Below are 17,210 nucleotides of genomic sequence, written 5' to 3'. Positions count from 1 at the left end.
GTGGTTATGGCCGCGTTGAGCATTCGCGCCCTCTCGAAGCGCTACGCCAATCTGGAGGTGCTGAAGGGCATCGACCTCGATATCGAGAGCGGCGAGTTCACCGTGCTGGTAGGTCCGTCCGGCTGCGGCAAGTCCACGCTGCTCAACATCGTCGCCGGACTGGACCATGCCAGCGCGGGCACCGTGGAAATCGGCGGGCGCGTCGTCAACGACGTCCCGCCGAAGGACCGCGACATCGCCATGGTGTTCCAGTCCTACGCGCTCTATCCCTCGATGACGGTGCGCCAGAACATCACCTTCGGCATGGAATGCCAGGGTGTCGCCAGGGCCGAGCAGGAGAAGGCGCTGGCGAACGTGGCCCGGCTGCTCCAGATCGAGCCGCTGCTCGGCCGCAAGCCGTCGCAGCTCTCGGGCGGCCAGCGCCAGCGCGTGGCGATGGGCCGGGCGCTGGTGCGCGATCCCCTGCTCTTTTTATTCGACGAGCCGCTCTCCAATCTCGACGCAAAACTCCGCGTCGAGATGCGGATGGAGATCAAGCGCCTGCACCAGCGCATCGGCGCCACCATCATCTATGTCACCCACGACCAGATCGAGGCGATGACGATGGCAACGCGCATCGCCGTCATGCATCGGGGCGTGGTGCAGCAGTTCGCCGATCCCGACACCGTGTACCGCTATCCCGCCAATCTGTTCGTCGCCCGCTTCATGGGCTCGCCGCCGATGAATACGATGGCGGCGCGGCTCGAGGTCGATGCCGGCGGGCCGGTGGTCGTGATCGGCGCCGGGCGCCCGGACGAGGTTCGTCTGCGCCTCCGGGATTACGATGCAGCGGCGCCCTATGTCGGCCGCGAGGTGGTGTTCGGGATCAGGCCGGAATGCATCGCCGAGGGCGAACGCGTGTTTTCCGGCGAGGCGCCGATCATCGTCAACGCACCGGTGGAGATGGTCGAGCCGACCGGGGCCGAGACCATCGTGTTGCTGCGGCTGGGCGGCGAGCCCGCGCAGGCGCGCATCTCCCCGGACGTCCGCCCCGCGCCGGGCGAGGTCGCGCCCTTCGCGCTCGACACCCGCCGCATCTGCCTGTTCGACCCCGAGACGGAGCGACTGATCGCATGACAAGAACGAACTATGCAGGCCTCGCGGACCGCGTGGTGTTGATTACCGGCGGCGCCAGCGGCATCGGTGCCGCCTTCGTGCGCGCCTTCGCCGGTCAGGGCGCCCGCGTCGCGTTTCTCGACATCGACGAAGCGGCGGGCGCGGCGCTGGCGGCGGAGATTGCGGCCGCGGACGGAACAGTGCCGCTGTTCGTGCGCTGCGACCTCCTCGACATCGAGGCCTTGCGCGCCGCGATGGCGGAGATCCACAGCAAGCTCGGAGACGCGGCGGTGCTCGTCAACAATGCCGCCAACGACCAGCGCCACGTGCTCGCGGACGTGACGCCCGCCGAGTTCGACTGGACCATCGGCGTCAACCTCAGGCACGTGTTCTTTGCCGCACAGGCCGTGGTGCCGCAGATGCGAGCTCGCGGCGGCGGCTCGATCATCAACATGTCGTCGATCGCCTGGATGCGCGGCGCCCCGGCGCTGCCGGTCTATGCCGCGGCGAAGGCGGCGATCGTCGGCTTCACCAATTCGCTGGCGCGGTCGGTCGGTCCCGACCGCATCCGCGTCAATGCGATCGCGCCGGGCATGGTGATCACCGAGCGCCAGCGCCGGCTGTGGTATCCGGACGAGCGCGTCATCGCCGAGTTTCGTACCCGTCAGGCCGTCCCCGACGCGGTGACGCCTGAAGACATCGCCAGAATGGCGCTGTTTCTCGCCTCCGACGAGAGCCAACGCATCACCAGCCAGTGTTTTCGGGTGGATGGGGGCTTGGCCTAACGGCGCGGGAAGTACCGTAGGGTGGGCAAAGCGAAGCGTGCCTACGACTTTCACGCAACCAACAACGGCAAGCTGGGCACCCTTCGTTTTGCCCGCTACGAGACCGTCGCTTACCTCCGCGCCTTCCGCATCGTCGCCAGCACCACATCCGCGGCGAGCACGCTCGGCGATTTGTTGCCGGTCGACATGATCCGGTCGAGCCGGGCGAAGGCTTCGACCTGCCGCTGGCGCAGCGGCGTGTCGGTCAGCACCTCTGACAACGCCCCGGCAAGCTTCTCCGGCGTGCAGTCCTCCTGCAGGTACTCCGGAATGACGTCCTCGCCGATCACGAGATTGGCGAGGATCACCGAGGAGACGCGGATCGCGCGGCGCAGGATGAAGGCTTCGATCGCGCCGACGCGATAGGCCGTCACCATGGGAATGCCCGATAGCGCAAGCTCCAGCGTCACCGTGCCGGACTTCGCCAGCGCGGCGTGCGCGAGGCGGAAGGCGGCGCGCCGCTCGGCTTCGCCGATCACGATCTGCGGCTTGACCGGCCAGCTCGCGATCCCCTCGCGCACGGTGGCTTCGAGATGCGGCATGGTCGGCAGCATCAAGTCGAAGGCGCGCCCCTGCCCCTGCAGCTGGCCGAGCGCCGCGCCGAACACGTCGAGATGATGCCGGATCTCGCTGCGGCGGCTGCCGGGCAGCACCAGCAGCACCGGCGGCTCACCGTCGCGGCGCGCCTGCTCCTGCGCATTCGGTCGCAGCGAAGACAATTGCTCGATCAGGGGGTGCCCGACATAGCTGCAGGGCGGCCCACCGAGCTTGCGGTATTCCTCCGGCTCGAACGGCAAGAGGCCAAGCACGTGATCGACATAGCCGAGCATGGTCCGCGCCCGTCCTGGCCGCCAGGCCCAGAGCTGCGGCGAGACATAGTCGATGACCGGGATCGTACGGTTCTTCGCGCGCACGCGGCGGGCGACGCGATGGGTGAAATCCGGACTGTCGATGATGACGAGCGCGTCGGGCGCGGCTTCCAGCACCGCGTCCACGGTCCCGCGGATCAGCCGCAGGATCTTCGGCAATTGCTGCACCACTGCAGCGAAACCAACGATCGACAGCTCCTCGATCGGAAACAGCGTTTCCAGCCCCTCGCGCGCCATGGTGCGGCCGCCGACACCGACGAACTGCACGCCGTCGCCGAGCCGCTGACGAAGCACCTTCATCAGCGCGCTGCCGAGGCGGTCGCCGGATTCCTCCGTCGCGATCAGGAAGATCTTTCGCTGGGGATCGCGGGTCTGCATCACGCGGGCAGGCCGATGACGAAGAGATATTTGGCGTCGGCGAGCGCGATCATCGCCTGCGGCTCCGCGGCAATCGTGTTGCCGGCCATGACGGCGATGCCGGCAAGGCCGGCCTTTGCGACACCTTCGATGGTGCGCGGGCCGATCGTCGGCAGGTCGAAGCGCAGATCCTGCCCGCTCTTCGGCGCCTTCACCAGCACGCCGCGGCCGGTCGCGGCGCGGATGCGGCCCTCCTCGCGCAGGCGCGCGACGCGCGCGAGCAGCGCGTCGGTGCCCTCGATGTCCTCGACCGCCACGACATGGCCGTCGATCACCACGGCAGCCTGGCCGATGTCGAACGGACCGAGCGCCGTCAGCACCGCGCGCCCGCGCTCGATGTCGGCCTTGGCATTGTCGTTCGGCCAGGCGCGACTGATGCAGCCCTCGGGCATCAGGAGGTCGGGTGCGACGTCCTTGATGCCCACCATGCGGAAGCCGTCCTGCTCGAGGATGCGGCCGACGCCGGAGAGAAGATGGTCGTCGCCGCCGCGAAAGGCGCGGATGACGTTGCCGAGCAGGCGCAGCGTCTTCATGTCGAAGCGGATCTCGGACAGCGACGGCCGCACCAGGGTGCCGATGAAGATCAGGTCGCGGCAGCCCTCTTCGCGGAACAGCCGCATCGCGCGGCCGAGCTGGCCGACCGAGATCCAGCGGTGGCGGAATTTCTCCACCCGCGCCGGATCGCAGGCGCCGCGGAGCGGAAACAGCACCGGCGTGATGCCGCGCGCGGAGAGCGAGTCGGCTACCGCGAACGGCATCGCGCCGCCGCCGGCGACCACGCCGACCGGCGATGAAATCTCAGGAGCCGCCGATGTCATGTCCGCGGCCATCCCGGGTTCACTTCGCGATGGCGGGAAGACAGAGCGGGCGCTTGCCCTTGCCGATGAAGTTGAGGATTTCGGCGATGGCGGGATCTTCTCCCGCCAGCGGCCGCGCCGCCTCGAGCCGCTCGGCGAACGTGCCGGGCCCGTGGAAGAGCTTCTGGTAGAAGCCGCGCACCGTCGCCAGCCGCTGCTTGGTGAACTTGCGTCGCTTCATGCCGATGAGGTTGAGGCCCTCGAGCGCGGCATACTGGCCATTGACCAGCCCGAACGGGATGATGTCGTCGCGGACGCCGCAGACGCCGCCCACCATGACCTGCGGCCCGATGCGGGTAAACTGGTGGACCGCGGACAGGCCGCCGATGAAGACGAAGTCGCCGATCTCGCAGTGACCGCCGAGCGTCGCCGACGTCGCGAAGATCACGTCGTTGCCGACATGGCAGTCATGGCCGACATGGCTGCAGTTCATGAAGTAGCCGCGGTCACCGACCGAGGTGATGCCGCCGCCGGCGACTGTGCCGGCATTCATGGTCACGGACTCGCGGATGGTGCAACCCGATCCGATCGTGAGCCTGGTCAGCTCGCCACGATAGCTGAGCGACTGCGGCGGCGTGCCGAGCGAGGCGAAAGGGTAGATCGTGCAGTCGTCCCCGATGGTGGTCTGCGCCGTGATGTGCACATGCCCGATCAGCTTGCAGTTCGCACCGATCACGACATTCGGGCCAATGATGCAATAGGGGCCGATCTCGGTGCCCTCGCCGATCACGGCGCCGTCCGCGACCCGTGCGGTGGGATCAATCTTGCTCATCAAGCAATCTAACTCGTCAAGAAGGTCTGATTGTGTGTTGAAGTCGTTAGGTTTTCCGCTGGTTAGCGCGACTATGCCCGATCTGTCCAGTGACGTATCATCTCGCCGTGTTTCAAGTGCCGGATGAGGCCGCCATCCCGGCCCTTCAACGTGTTCATGTGGAGCTTGAAGTCATCATGGTCAGGGCCCTGGCAGTTCTGCTCGCGCAGCTCGCGGCGACGCCGATCGTCTCCGAAACGGTCGAGACCGCCGAGCGCCACCTGGTCGATCTCGCAACGTTCGAGTGCCGCGACATCACCCGCAGCACGGTGCTCCAGCGGATCTGCTACGATCGCGCGCGGCAGGACCTCGTCGTCATCGCAGACGGTGCCTATGGCCGCTATTGCGGCGTCGCGGCCGAGACGGTCGAACGCCTCCTGGGCGCACCGTCGATGGGCCAGTTCTTCAATCGGAATATCAGGCGCGAGGCCGGCGGCAGCCGCTACGACTGCCGCGCGTGACGCCCTTCGCGCAGCGGCGCGATCAGTCCGTCAGCATCGCGCCGACGTCGGCTTCGGCAACGACCGTCCCGTTGACCTTGGCATCGCCGTGAAACCACCACATGGCCTTGCGGCGGCCGAGCGAGCGCATGTGATACTCGATGGTATCGCCCGGCAGCACGGGCTTGCGAAACTTGCACTTGTCGATGGTGAGGAAATACACCGCGCGCGGCTTCTCGGTGCCCTCGACCGACTTGATGCCGATCACGCCCGCCGTCTGCGCCATCGCCTCGATCATCATCACGCCGGGATAGACCGGGCGCTCGGGGAAATGCCCCTGGAAGGCCGGCTCGTTGAAGGTGACGTTCTTGATGCCGATGCCGCTGTAATCGGCCCGGATGTTGATCACACGGTCGATCAGGAGCATCGGAAACCGGTGCGGCAGCGTCTGGAGGATCGCATTGATATCCACCAGCTCGAACTTGATAGGCGATTCCTCCGTCATTCCCGTCCCTCGTCCTTCGGATCGGCCCTGCTGTCGCGTACCAGGCGCTCCACCGCGATAATTTCCTTGAACCACTGCTTGGTCGGCTTGGCAAAAAAGCCGCCCCAGCGACCGTTCGGCGGGATGTCGTCCTTGACGCCGCTCATCGCGGTGACCTGGGCGCCGTCGCCGATCTTGAGGTGGTTGTTGATGCCAACCTTCGCTCCCAGCGCCACGTTGTCGCCGATCGTCAGGCTGCCCGCGAGCCCGATCTGGGCCGCCAGCAGGCAGTTCCGGCCGATCGTCACATTGTGGCCGATCTGGACCTGATTGTCGATTTTGGTGCCCTCCCCGATCACGGTGTCGCGCAGGGACCCGCGATCGATGGTGGTGCCGGCGCCGACTTCCACGTTGTTCTGGATCAGCACGCGGCCGGTCTGGGGCACCTTCAGATGGCCCTCGGGGCCGAAGAAGATGAAGCCGTAGCCGTCCTGGCCGATCGAGCAGCCGGGATGGATCAGCACGTTGTTGCCGATCAGCGCGCACTGGATGGCCGTGCGGGCGCCGACATTGCAGTCCCGGCCGATCTTGACGCCGGGACCGATGACCACACCGGCGCCGACCACAGTACCGCTGCCGATCTCGACGTCGGGACCAATGACGGTCAGAGGCTCGACGATGACGTCGTCCTCGAGCCGCGCCGAGGGATCGATGATGGCCGACGGCGCGATGCCGTCATTACCGAACCAGGACTGCGGCCGCAGCGCATCGCCGTGCCATTCCCGGGCAATTCCGACGAAGGCGCGGAACGGCTGCGCCACCCGCAGCACGGCCACATGGGCGGGCACCTGGGCCTCGAAGCGCGGACTCACCAGGCAAGCGCCAGCCCGGGTCGCCTTGAGCTCGTCCGCGTATTTGAGGTTGTCGAAGAACGCCAGATGCATCGGGCCGGCTTCGTCGAGCGAAGCCAGGCCCGTGATGATGTGGCCGCCCCTTGCGGGGTCGACAAGCTGCGCCTTGGTCAGCGTGGCGATCTCGGCCAGCGCCGTGGCAGGCGGCTTTGTGAAGAAGGTCGGCTGCGCCATTCCACCCCGTCGCGGTCCGGCTTCGGCATGAAGCGGCAAGGCCGCATCATGCCTCATCTCTTGGACTGGCACGATCCTTTTCGGAAACCGGCTCCAACGATCCGGATCGTGCCGTGCTGTTCGCGTTAGAACGTGGTGCCGCCGCCGAACCGGAATTCCTGCGTGCGGTCATACTTGCCCTTGGTGAGCGGAACCGCGTAGTCGAACCGCAGCGGACCGAACGGCGACTGCCAGATCAAGCCGACACCGACCGACGAACGAACGGTGTTTCCGTTGTCGTACACCAGGCCAGTACAAGTTCCGGCCGTGGGCGGATTGATGGTCGACGGCGTGCAGTTCGAATTCTTCGGCGTGGTCGTTTCGCCAGTCAGAGCCCAGGTCGTCGGGCCCTGATAGTCGAACAGGCCACCAGCGTCGGCATAGACCGCACCCTTCAGACCCACTTCCTTCGGCAGGAACCAGAACGGCATCTGCAATTCCAGCGATGCGCCCCAGTACTTGGTGCCGCCGAGTGCGTCCTGCGTGCCGAACGGGTTGAGGTCGCGCGGGCCGATGCCGTTCGGGGCAAAGCCGCGGACGAGGTTCGGGCCCATCTGGAAGTGGTCGAGCATGCGAATGTCGCTGCCGATCTTGGTCAGAACACCGCCCTGAAGATGGACGAGGCCGACGATGTCCGAGACCAGCGGGGTGTAATACTTGCCGTCCGCGACGGACTTCAGATAGGTGACGTCGCCGCCGACGCCGGCGAAATCCTGACGGAAGTCGAGGAGCAGACCGTCGGTCGGGTTCTTGTTGTTGTCCAGCGTGTTGTAGCTGAGCGTATAGCCGAGCGCCGAGGTCAGGGTCTTGCCGTTGGCAAGCTCCCTGCGCACCGGCAGCGACGCTTCGCCATCGCTGTAGCAGCCGAGGCCGTTGGTCGAGGTCAGGTCGATGCCGTTCAGGCTGGCGAAGGCCGGGCTCGGATTGATCGCCGGCGTCCCGGTATTGTTACAGTTCGCCAGGAAGTACGGCAGCGAGATTTCCTGCCGATAGATCGAGTAGCGAATCTGGAGCGCCAGATCTTCACGCAAGGAGAAGCCGAGGCGCGGCGAGAAGCCGAGCGTCTTGGTGCCGTAGGAGATGTAGCTGTTGGACTTCTGCTCGCGCTGATAGAGGTCGAGGCCCAGCGCGACGCGGTAGTCGAGCAGATACGGCTCGACGAACGACAGCGAATAGCCGCGCGCGTACTGGCCGTAGGTCACCGCCGCCTTGGCGAACAGGCCGCGGCCCAGCAGGTTGCGCTCGGAGATCGACACTTCGGCCAGCGCGCCGTCGGTCGTGGAATAGCCGCCCGAGATCGAGAAGTCGCCGGTCGACTTCTCTTCCATGTCGACGATCAGGATGACGCGGTCGCTCGACGAGCCGGGCTCCGTCGTGATCTTGATGGACTTGAAGTAGTCGAGGTTCTTCAGGCGCCGCTCGGCACGATCGACCAGCGCGCGGTTGTAGGCATCGCCCTCGGAGATGTCGAACTCGCGGCGGATCACGTAGTCGCGCGTGCGGGTGTTGCCGCGCAGATTGATGCGCTCGATATAGGTGCGCGGGCCCTCGTCGATGTTGAACACGACGGATACGGTGTGCGCCTCGAAATTGCGGTCGCCGCCGGGACGGACCACGGCGAAGGCATAACCGCGGCGCGAGGCCTCGATCTGCATCTCCTCGACCGACTTCTCGACCGATTCGACGTTGTAGAGCGACCCGACATTGACGCGCGAATAGCCGCGCATCGAGGAGGGATCGAAGTTCGGAATGCTGGTGCGGAAGTCGACCGCGCCGACGCGGTATTGCGAGCCTTCCTCGATCTTGAAGGTGACGTTGAAGCCCTTCTTCTCCGGATCGTATTCGGTCAGCGCGGCCACGACCTGGACGTCGGCGAAGCCGTTCTTGAGATAGAAGCGGCGCAGCAGGTCGCGGTCGGCCTCGACGCGATCGGGATCGTAGATGTCGCCGCTGGCAAGGAAGCTGAGCAGGTTCGATTCGCGCGTCTTGATGACGTCCCGCAGGCGGTAGGACGAGAACGCGACGTTGCCGACGAAGTCGATCGACTTCACGCCGGTCTTGGAGCCTTCGACGATCGTGAAGATGAGGTCGACGCGGTTGTTCGGCTGCTCGATGACTTCGGGCGTGACGCGCACGTCGTAGCGGCCGGAGCGGCGATAGATTTCAGCGATTCGCAGCGTGTCGGACTGCACCATGGCACGGGAGAAGGTTCCGCGCGCCTTGGACTGGACCTCGGCGGTGAGCTGCTCGTCCTTGATCTTCTTGTTGCCTTCGAAGGCAATGCGGCCGATCACCGGGTTTTCCACCACGGAGACAATGACCTGGCCACCGGGGCCGCGATTGATCCTGACGTCCTGGAACAGGCCGGTCTCGATCAGCGCCTTGAGGCCGTCATCGATGGCGCCCTGGTCCAGGCGGCCGCCCGGGCCCGGCTTGAAATAGGAGCGGATCGTCTCCACCTCGACACGGCGATTTCCTTCGACGGAAATCGACTGAACGGTCTGAGCGAGCGCAGACGAAGACACAAAAACAGCCCCAACCGGGGCAACCACCGGCGCGCCGAACATGATCAGGGTTGCGAGCAAGCCCCCCCGGAGTCGCAGTCCAAACTTCATGCGCAACGCGCCCTTATCATTCCGTGCCAGACCCAACCCCAACGCCGGTCCGGAGATTCCCCAAGTTCAGGCCGCTTGTAGCCAATTTCGCTCACGCCGCAAACGGCCGAAAGCGCCGTAATTTCAATTTCATTCCAAGACGTTGCTGATCAGCAACGCCACAAAAAAGCCCCTATCAGGAAGCTGCCATCCGCAGGATGTCGTTGTAGGTGGCAAACACCATCAACATCAGCACCAAACCCAGCCCGATTCGGAACCCCATCTCCTGCGTCCGCTCCGACAGCGGCCGGCCGCGAACCACTTCCGCCGCATAGAACATAAGGTGACCGCCATCGAGCAGCGGGATCGGGAACAGGTTCAGCAGGCCGATCGACACCGACAGCACCGCGCAGAGGTTGATCACGAACTGGAACCCGGCGCTGGCCGCCTGCCCCGACATCTTCGCGATTCCGAGGACACCGCTGACCTCATTCGGATTGCCGTTTCCGACGAACAGCGAGCCCAGGAACTTGAAGGTGCTGGTGATGATGAACCAGACCTGCTCGACGCCGATCTTGAGCGCTTCGCCGACACCCACCGGCGCGGTCGAGGCCTCGCCGGCCTGCGACTTGTGCTCGACACCGAGCACGCCGACACGATGGCTGTTGCCGAAAGGATCCTTGCGCTCGAGCAGCGCCGGGGTCGCAGTCAGCGACACGATGGACCCGTCCCGCTTGACCTGGAACGCAAGCGCCGAACCGGCATTCATCGCAACGATTCGCTGCATGTCGGCAAAGCTCTCGATCGGCTTGCCGTCGATCTGGACCACGACGTCCCCGATCTTGAAGCCGGCTGCGGCCGCCGCACCATCGGCGACGACGCCGTCGACGCGCGCGATCGTGCTCGGCTTGCCGTAATACAGGGCCATGCCGGCGAAGATCAGCGCGCCCAGGATGAAATTGGCGATCGGTCCGGCCGCGACGATGGCCGCACGCGGGCCGACCTTCTTGTGGTGGAAGCTGCCGGCGCGCTCCTCGGCCGTCATCGCCGCCAGCGACTCGGCCGACGGGGTCGAGGCCTCGCTCTCGTCGCCGAAGAACTTGACGTAGCCGCCGAGCGGGATCGCCGAGATCTTCCAGCGGGTACCGTGACGGTCGTTGAAACCGATCAGCTCAGGTCCGAAACCGAGCGAAAAGGTTAACACCCGAACGCCCGCCCAGCGCGCGACCAGGAAATGGCCGAGCTCATGGAAGAACACGACGATGGTCAGGACGAAGAGGAAGGGAACTGCGTAACCGAGGAGCCCATGGCTCAACGTATTGAAACTATGGACGAAAAAGTCGATCATCGATATCCCTCATCCAGCGCCGCAAGGCCCTGGCCCCGAACCAACTAGGATGCCTTTAAGGCAATTTGAGGCAATAGGGCGGCGGCTCTATTTCGAGCAACATGGTCAACAGATATAGCATCATCCGCTGATGTCATCGGGGCCTGGTTTCCGCCCCGGACCCAGTCGTCCAGCGTCGCCTCGACCAGCCGCGCAATGGCGCCGAACCGGATCTTGCCGGCGATGAAAGCGGCGACCGCGACCTCGTTGGCCGCGTTGTAGACCGTCGTCGCCCCCTTCCCGGTCCGGAGCGAGTCGAAAGCCAGACGCAGTCCGGGGAACCGCTCGAAATCCGGCGCCTCGAAGGTGAGCTGGCCGATCTTGGCGAGGTCCAGCTTGGCCGCCGGCCCCTTGATGCGGTCGGGCCAGCCGAGGCAGTGCGCGATCGGCGTGCGCATGTCGGGGGCGCCGAGCTGGGCCATCACCGAGCGATCGGAGAATTCCACCATGCCGTGAATGATCGACTGCGGATGCACCAGCACGTCGATCTCGTCGGGCGAGAGCGCGAACAGATAGGAGGCCTCGATCACCTCGAGCCCCTTGTTCATCATCGAGGCGGAGTCGATCGTGATCTTCTGGCCCATGCTCCAGTTCGGATGCTTGAGCGCCTGTTCGAGCGTCGCCTGCTCGATGTCGGCCGGCTTCCAGGTCCGGAACGGGCCGCCCGACGCCGTGATGATGACGCGGACGAGCTCGTCGCGATTGCCCGATGCCAGCGCCTGGAACAGCGCGTTGTGCTCGGAATCGGCTGGCAGGATGCACGCACCGGCTTTCGCGGCGCGCTGCATGAAGAAATCGCCGGCGCAGACGAGACATTCCTTGTTGGCGAGCGCGACATGCGCGCCGCGATCGACCGCCGCCAGAGCCGGCTTCAGCCCGGCCGCGCCGCTGACCGCCGCCATCACCCAATCGGCCGGCCGCGCACCGGCCTCGATGACCGCGCTTTCGCCGGCGCCGCATTCGGTGCTCGTCCCCGCAAGTGCGGCCTTGAGCTCACCGAGCTTCGAGCTGTCTGCGATCGCAACGAAGCGCGCGTTGAACTCCTTCGCGAGCTTGGCCAGCGCTTCGACATTGCTGTTCGCCGTGAGAGCTTCGACGCGGTAGCGCTCGGGCGAGGCGCGCAGCAAATCCATCGTGCTGTCGCCGATCGAGCCGGTGGCGCCGAGAACCGTGACGCTGCGAACGTCGGACGCAGCAAGCCTGTTATTACGCAATGGGACTGCGCTCATATCCTCACCAAACCATAAGACCGCTTCCGGCGCTATGCACACCGTGACGGAGAAAGCCGATAATCCAGGCCACTAGGATGGCCGCAACAAAGCCGTCCAGACGGTCCATAAGCCCGCCGTGGCCGGGAATTAAGTGACTGGAATCCTTGACGCCGAACCGCCGCTTCACCGCGGATTCGAAGAGGTCGCCGAGCTGCGACACCACCGAGAGCACGGCGCTGACGAGCAGCAGCGGGACCAGCTTGCCGATCCCGCAAGCGGCAAAGCCCGAGGCGACCGCAAGGCTCGCGGCAAAGCCGCCGAGGGCTCCGGCCCAGGTCTTCTTCGGGCTCACCCGCGGCCACAATTTCGGGCCGCCAAGGCCGCGGCCGGCGAAATAGCCGCCGATATCGGTCGCCCACACCACCAGCAGCACGAACATCAGCGCGGCGAAGCCGTTGACAAGATCCTTCCGCACCAGGATCGAGGCCAGCAGCGCCGCCGACGCATACGCAAAGCCTGTGCCGGCCCAGACGAACCTGCCGCGCGCGATCAGCATGATGATCGCGCCGCCGACGCAGCCGACGACAATGGCGGTCTTGAGCGCGCCGGCGGCAACGCACAAGCCCATCATGGCGATGACGATCGTCCCCGCCCCGGTCAGCGCGGTCGAGCCCGCCCCGACCACCATCAGCCATTCCGCGAACAGCCCGATCGACACCAGGGTAACGAGCAGCGCCCACAGCCAGCCGCCGGCATAGGCGATCGCAATGGTCACCGGCGCCAGCACCAGCGCTGCGAGGACTCGCATCACGAGGTTGCTCGGGGCGGGCTTGGCGCCCGCGGGTGCGGTGTCGGATTCGCTCACGAGGCGGTTTTCGCGACCAGGCCGCCGAAACGGCGCTCGCGCCTGGCGAATTCGGCGATCGCGCCTTCCAGCGCAGCCTTGTCGAAATCGGGCCAGTGGATCGGCACGAAGACCAGCTCGCTATAGGCCGCCTGCCACATCAGGAAGTTGGAGAGGCGCTGCTCGCCGCTGGTGCGGATGATCAGATCGGGATCGGGAATGTCGGGCGCATCGAGATGCGCACCGAGCGTCTCGGCGTCGATCGTGGCGGGGTCGCGCTTGCCTTCCGCGACTTCGCGCGCAAGCTTCTGCGCAGCCTTCGCGATCTCCTGGCGCGAGCCGTAGTTGAAGGCAACGACGAGCGTGAGGCGCGTGTTGTCGCGCGTCAGCTCTTCGGCTTCGTTGAGCAGCGCGCAGATGTCGCCCTCGAGCCCGTCGCGCTCGCCGATGATGCGGACCTTGACGCCGTCGCGATGCAGGCTCGCCAGATCGTTGCGGATGAAACGGCGAAGCAGGCCGAACAGATCGCCGATCTCGCTCGCCGGACGCGACCAGTTTTCCGACGAGAAGGAAAAGATGGTGAGATAGCGGATGCCGAGCTCGTGCGAGGCGCGCACCACGCGGCGCAACGCCTCGACGCCGCGGCGGTGCCCCTCGGCACGCGGCAGGCCGCGCGCGGCCGCCCAACGCCCGTTGCCATCCATGATGATGGCGACATGCGCAGGCGCCTCGGACCGGTCGGGCCCTTCCGTTGCTGGCGCGGCGGCGTTGGACATGGAAAAAAAGCCCTAGACGGTGAGGATTTCTTTTTCCTTGGCGGCCAGCAGCTGGTCGATCTCGGCGATGGTGCCGTCGGTCGCCTTCTGCACCTCGTCGGCGTGACGCTTCTGATCGTCCTCCGACATCTCGTGATTCTTCTCGAGCTTCTTGAGCACGTCGAGGCCGTCGCGGCGGACGTGGCGCGCGGCGACCTTGGCGGCTTCCGCGTATTTGTGCGCGACCTTCACCAGCTCCTTGCGCCGCTCCTCGTTGAGCTCGGGGATGCGCAGGCGCAGCACCTGGCCTTCGGTCGCGGGCGACAGGCCGAGATTGGAATCGACGATCGCCTTCTCCACCGCCTTGACCATCGACTTGTCCCAGACCTGCACCGAGATCAGGCGCGGCTCGGGCACGCTGACGGTCGCGAGCTGGTTGAGCGGCATGTGGCTGCCATAAGCATCGACCTGCACGGGATCGAGCATCGAGGCCGACGCGCGGCCGGTGCGCAGGCCGCCAAGCTCGTGCTTGAGCGAGGCGACGGCGCCCTGCATGCGGCGCTTCACTTCGTTGAGGTCGAAATTACCCGTGGCCATCACGTTTCTCCTTCAAAATCCCGGCGACGACCTCACCGCGCCCCTTCCCGGAAAGAGCGCTGGATGAGCCGTCAGCCGGCGACGACGGTTCCGTGGCCGACGCCACGCAGAATCGCACCGATCGAGCCTGGCTCCGCGATCGAAAACACGATGATAGGCAGTGACGTCTCGCGGGCAAGCGCGAAGGCGGTCGCATCCATCACCTTGTAGCCGCCCTCGATCGCCTGCGAATGCGTCAGCCGGTCGAACCGCGTCGCGCTCGGGTCCTTCTTCGGGTCGGCCGAGTAGACGCCGTCGACATTGGTCGCCTTCAGCACCGCCTGGGCGCCGATCTCGGCGGCACGCAGCACCGCGGTCGTGTCGGTGGTGAAGAACGGATTGCCGGTTCCGCCGCCAAGCAGCAGGATCCGGCCCTCGGCGAGGTATTTGTGCGCCGCCGCGCGGGTGAACAGCTCGGAAACCTCGGGCATGACGAAGGCCGAAAGAGCCCTCGCCGGCGTCCCCTTGCGCTCGATCGTGGCTTCGAGCGCGAGGCAGTTCATCATGGTGGCAAGCATGCCCATGGTGTCGCCGGTCGGACGCGACACGCCGCGGGACGACACCTCGACACCGCGGAAGATATTGCCGCCGCCGATCACGACCGCAACCTCGCATCCGAGCTGGCGGGCGGCGATCAGATCGTCCGCAACCCGGTCCATGGTCGGCTGATCGATGCCGAAGCCTTGCTGTCCCGCGAGATATTCGCCGGACAGCTTGATCACGACGCGACGATAGACCGGATCAGTCATGAGCACTTTCCTCGTCCGGGCGCCGCTTCCGGCGGCACGCCGGAAGGAACGTTCCGGCGCTTACTTCTTGCCGCTGGCCGCCGCGACCTCGGCTGCGAAGTCGCTTTCCTGCTTCTCGATTCCCTCACCGAGAGCATAGCGCACAAAGCCGGCGATCTTCACAGCGCCGCCGACCTTGCCCTCGGCTTCCTTCACCGCCTGCGCCACCGACTTGCCGGTGTCGTGGATGAAGGCCTGCTCGAGCAGGCAGACTTCCTTGTAGTAGGTCTTCAGGCCGGACTCGACGATCTTCTCGATCACGTTCTCGGGCTTGCCCTGCTGACGGTACTTGTCGGCGAGCACGTCCTTCTCGCGCTTGACGACCGCCGGATCGAGGCCGGACGGGTCGAGCGCCAGCGGGTTGGTGGCCGCGATATGCATCGCGATCTGGCGGCCGAGCGCGGCGAGCTCGTCGGCCTTGCCCGGCGAGTCCAGCGCGACGATGACGCCCATCTTGCCGGCGCCGTCGATGACCGCGCCGTGGACGTAATGCGACACCACGCCCTGCTTCACTTCGAGAGCGGCGGCACGGCGCAGCGTCATGTTCTCGCCGATGGTGGCGATCGCGTCATTGATCGCGGCTTCGACCGTGACGTCGCCGACCTTGGCGGCCTTGATCTTCTCGACGTCGGCACCCGCGTCGAAGGCGACCTGGGCGACCATCTTGACGAGGCCCTGGAACTGGCCGTTGCGCGCGACGAAGTCGGTCTCGGAATTGACCTCGACCACAACGCCTTTGGTGCCCTTGGTGAGCGCGCCGATCAGGCCTTCCGCGGCGACGCGGCCGGACTTCTTGGCAGCCTTCGACAGGCCCTTCTTGCGCAGCCAGTCCTGCGCCGCTTCCATGTTGCCGTCGTTCTCGGTCAGCGCGGCCTTGCAGTCCATCATGCCTGCGCCGGTGGACTCGCGCAGATCCTTGACCATCGCAGCAGTGATCGTTGCCATCGTGGAAAATCCTTCTTGCCTGCCGGTTTGCCGCGGCGTGGCTCCAATTGCCCCGCCGCGGTCCATCTCAGGAATTCGCGTCAACTGAATGAAATGGTGGCCGGATCCGATCCGGCCAACCGATCGCTCTGACTATTCCGCTTCCGCGGTCAGCGCCTTGGCCTTGGCCACCCACGCATCCGCGCGGCTCGGCAGACCGACTTCTTCGCCGATCGTGTGCGCGGTGTCGTGGTCGAGCTCGGCGAGCTGCCAGTAGTGGAAGATGCCGAGGTCGTTGAACTTCTTCTCGATCGCGCCCGAGACGCCCGGGAGCTTCTTGAGGTCGTCGGCGGTGCCGCGGGGACCCGCAAGGCCCTGGAAGCCGCTCGAGGACGCGGCCGGCAGCTCTTCGGCGACCGGACGAACCGAGGCGCCGATGTCGATGCCCGAATCGCCCTGGGCACGCGAGATGCCGTCGATCGCGGCGCGCGCGATCAGGTCGCAATACAGCGCGATGGCGCGGCCGGCGTCGTCATTGCCGGGGACCACATAGGTGATGCCCTTCGGATCCGAATTGGTGTCGACGATCGCGGCGACCGGAATGTTGAGGCGCTGGGCCTCCTGGATCGCGATGTCTTCCTTGTTGGTGTCGATCACGAAGATCAGGTCGGGCAGACCGCCCATGTCCTTGATGCCGCCGAGCGAGCGGTCGAGCTTGTCGCGCTCGCGCTGAAGCGTCAGGCGCTCCTTCTTCGTGTAGGAATTGGCTTCGCCGCCCGAGAGCACGTCGTCGAGATGACGCAGGCGCTTGATCGAGGCCGAGATCGTCTTCCAGTTGGTCAGGGTGCCGCCGAGCCAGCGCGAGTTGACGAAATACTGCGCGCAGCGCTTGGCCGCGTCAGCAACGCCGTCCTGCGCCTGGCGCTTGGTGCCGACGAACAGGATGCGGCCGCCCTTGGCGACGGTGTCGCTGACGGCCTGAAGGGCCGTGTGCAGCATCGGCACGGTCTGGGCGAGGTCGACGATGTGGATGTTGTTGCGAGCGCCGAAAATGAACGGAGCCATTTTCGGATTCCAGCGGTGAGACTGGTGACCAAAGTGCACGCCAGCTTCGAGCAGCTGACGCATAGTGAAATCGGGCAGTGCCATC

The 17,210-nt window shown here is 65.8% G+C and carries 17 protein-coding genes; 3 read left to right on the top strand and 14 right to left on the bottom strand.

The features are described 5' to 3' along the window. Window positions 1–6 precede the first annotated feature (6 nt). Window positions 7–1,116 (top strand): ABC transporter ATP-binding protein, encoded by a 1,110-nt coding sequence (locus tag JQ617_RS05555; protein WP_212025000.1) that lies wholly within the window; start codon window positions 7–9, stop codon window positions 1,114–1,116. After that, the gene (locus JQ617_RS05550) at window positions 1,113–1,880 is read left to right on the top strand and encodes an SDR family NAD(P)-dependent oxidoreductase (protein WP_212024998.1); all 768 of its coding nucleotides are present in this window, start codon (window positions 1,113–1,115) and stop codon (window positions 1,878–1,880) included. The genes JQ617_RS05555 and JQ617_RS05550 overlap by 4 nt, the downstream gene beginning before the upstream one ends. A 110-nt stretch (window positions 1,881–1,990) precedes the next feature. Here JQ617_RS05550 and lpxB read toward each other — a convergent pair whose 3' ends face one another. The 3 genes from lpxB to lpxA are packed head-to-tail and all read right to left on the bottom strand — an operon-like array spanning window position 1,991 to window position 4,834. Continuing rightward, window positions 1,991–3,169 (bottom strand): lipid-A-disaccharide synthase, encoded by a 1,179-nt coding sequence (lpxB, locus tag JQ617_RS05545; RefSeq protein WP_212024996.1) that lies wholly within the window; start codon window positions 3,167–3,169, stop codon window positions 1,991–1,993. After that, the gene (locus tag JQ617_RS05540) at window positions 3,166–4,023 is read right to left on the bottom strand and encodes an LpxI family protein (RefSeq protein WP_212024994.1); all 858 of its coding nucleotides are present in this window, start codon (window positions 4,021–4,023) and stop codon (window positions 3,166–3,168) included. The genes lpxB and JQ617_RS05540 overlap by 4 nt, the downstream gene beginning before the upstream one ends. A gap of 19 nt (window positions 4,024–4,042) precedes the next feature. Then, window positions 4,043–4,834, bottom strand: a complete 792-nt coding sequence (lpxA, locus tag JQ617_RS05535; protein ID WP_212024992.1) for an acyl-ACP--UDP-N-acetylglucosamine O-acyltransferase — start codon at window positions 4,832–4,834, stop codon at window positions 4,043–4,045. 176 nt (window positions 4,835–5,010) lie between these two features. Between lpxA and JQ617_RS05530 the strand changes: the two genes are divergently transcribed. After that, window positions 5,011–5,334, top strand: a complete 324-nt coding sequence (locus JQ617_RS05530; protein WP_212024990.1) for a KTSC domain-containing protein — start codon at window positions 5,011–5,013, stop codon at window positions 5,332–5,334. Between the two features lie 22 nt (window positions 5,335–5,356). On the opposite strand, the gene fabZ is transcribed toward JQ617_RS05530, so the two are convergent. From fabZ to JQ617_RS05475, 11 genes are all read right to left on the bottom strand, one after another. After that, the gene (gene fabZ, locus JQ617_RS05525; protein WP_063683231.1) at window positions 5,357–5,818 is read right to left on the bottom strand and encodes a 3-hydroxyacyl-ACP dehydratase FabZ; all 462 of its coding nucleotides are present in this window, start codon (window positions 5,816–5,818) and stop codon (window positions 5,357–5,359) included. Further along, window positions 5,815–6,882, bottom strand: coding sequence for a UDP-3-O-(3-hydroxymyristoyl)glucosamine N-acyltransferase (lpxD, locus tag JQ617_RS05520; RefSeq protein ID WP_212024988.1), 1,068 nt, complete (start codon window positions 6,880–6,882; stop codon window positions 5,815–5,817). Before lpxD ends, fabZ begins: the two co-directional genes overlap by 4 nt. Window positions 6,883–7,007: 125 nt before the next feature. Beyond that, on the bottom strand, window positions 7,008–9,536 hold the full coding sequence (gene bamA, locus JQ617_RS05515; protein WP_212024987.1) for an outer membrane protein assembly factor BamA: 2,529 nt from the start codon (window positions 9,534–9,536) through the stop codon (window positions 7,008–7,010). A gap of 175 nt (window positions 9,537–9,711) precedes the next feature. After that, a complete protein-coding gene (rseP, locus tag JQ617_RS05510; RefSeq protein WP_063683228.1) occupies window positions 9,712–10,863 on the bottom strand; it encodes an RIP metalloprotease RseP in 1,152 nt (383 codons plus the stop codon). Window positions 10,864–10,907: 44 nt separating this feature from the next. Continuing rightward, window positions 10,908–12,131, bottom strand: a complete 1,224-nt coding sequence (gene dxr / locus JQ617_RS05505) for a 1-deoxy-D-xylulose-5-phosphate reductoisomerase (protein ID WP_212024985.1) — start codon at window positions 12,129–12,131, stop codon at window positions 10,908–10,910. A gap of 4 nt (window positions 12,132–12,135) precedes the next feature. Continuing rightward, window positions 12,136–12,978, bottom strand: coding sequence for a phosphatidate cytidylyltransferase (locus JQ617_RS05500; RefSeq protein WP_156527644.1), 843 nt, complete (start codon window positions 12,976–12,978; stop codon window positions 12,136–12,138). After that, window positions 12,975–13,733 carry an isoprenyl transferase gene (locus tag JQ617_RS05495; protein WP_063683226.1) on the bottom strand — a complete coding sequence of 253 codons (759 nt, stop codon included), beginning with the start codon at window positions 13,731–13,733 and terminating at the stop codon, window positions 12,975–12,977. Before JQ617_RS05495 ends, JQ617_RS05500 begins: the two co-directional genes overlap by 4 nt. Before the next feature lie 12 nt (window positions 13,734–13,745). Continuing rightward, window positions 13,746–14,309, bottom strand: coding sequence for a ribosome recycling factor (gene frr / locus JQ617_RS05490; RefSeq protein ID WP_057756077.1), 564 nt, complete (start codon window positions 14,307–14,309; stop codon window positions 13,746–13,748). 71 nt (window positions 14,310–14,380) lie between these two features. Then, on the bottom strand, window positions 14,381–15,097 hold the full coding sequence (gene pyrH / locus JQ617_RS05485; protein ID WP_063683224.1) for a UMP kinase: 717 nt from the start codon (window positions 15,095–15,097) through the stop codon (window positions 14,381–14,383). A gap of 60 nt (window positions 15,098–15,157) precedes the next feature. After that, a complete protein-coding gene (gene tsf, locus JQ617_RS05480; RefSeq protein ID WP_063683223.1) occupies window positions 15,158–16,081 on the bottom strand; it encodes a translation elongation factor Ts in 924 nt (307 codons plus the stop codon). A 132-nt stretch (window positions 16,082–16,213) separates the two neighbouring features. After that, window positions 16,214–17,209, bottom strand: a complete 996-nt coding sequence (locus tag JQ617_RS05475; protein WP_018642316.1) for a 30S ribosomal protein S2 — start codon at window positions 17,207–17,209, stop codon at window positions 16,214–16,216. Window position 17,210 lies beyond the last annotated feature (1 nt).

This window comes from Bradyrhizobium sp. KB893862 SZCCT0404, assembly GCF_018130885.1.
Classification (GTDB): Bacteria; Pseudomonadota; Alphaproteobacteria; order Rhizobiales; family Xanthobacteraceae; genus Bradyrhizobium; species Bradyrhizobium stylosanthis.
This window is presented reverse-complemented; position numbering and strand designations above follow the sequence as displayed.